Here is a 201-nt window from a genome sequence, read left to right on the forward strand (position 1 = left end):
CAGAAGTGAAACGCCGTAGCGCCGATGGTAGTGTGGGGTCTCCCCATGTGAGAGTAGGGAACTGCCAGGCATCAAATTTAGTAGTAAGCCGGTGCATAAATCCGGTGGTTACAAGCAGTCTTCGGTGGAGCGGTAGTTCAGTCGGTTAGAATACCTGCCTGTCACGCAGGGGGTCGCGGGTTCGAGTCCCGTCCGTTCCGC

At 56.7% G+C, this 201-nt stretch carries 1 tRNA gene; it reads left to right on the plus strand.

The features are described from left to right. Window positions 1–126 precede the first annotated feature (126 nt). A tRNA-Asp gene (locus L6R44_RS24865) sits at window positions 127–200 on the plus strand. Window position 201: the final 1 nt, after the last annotated feature.

The organism is Enterobacter cloacae complex sp. ECC445 (assembly GCF_021892025.1).
Lineage (GTDB): Bacteria > Pseudomonadota > Gammaproteobacteria > Enterobacterales > Enterobacteriaceae > Enterobacter > Enterobacter chengduensis.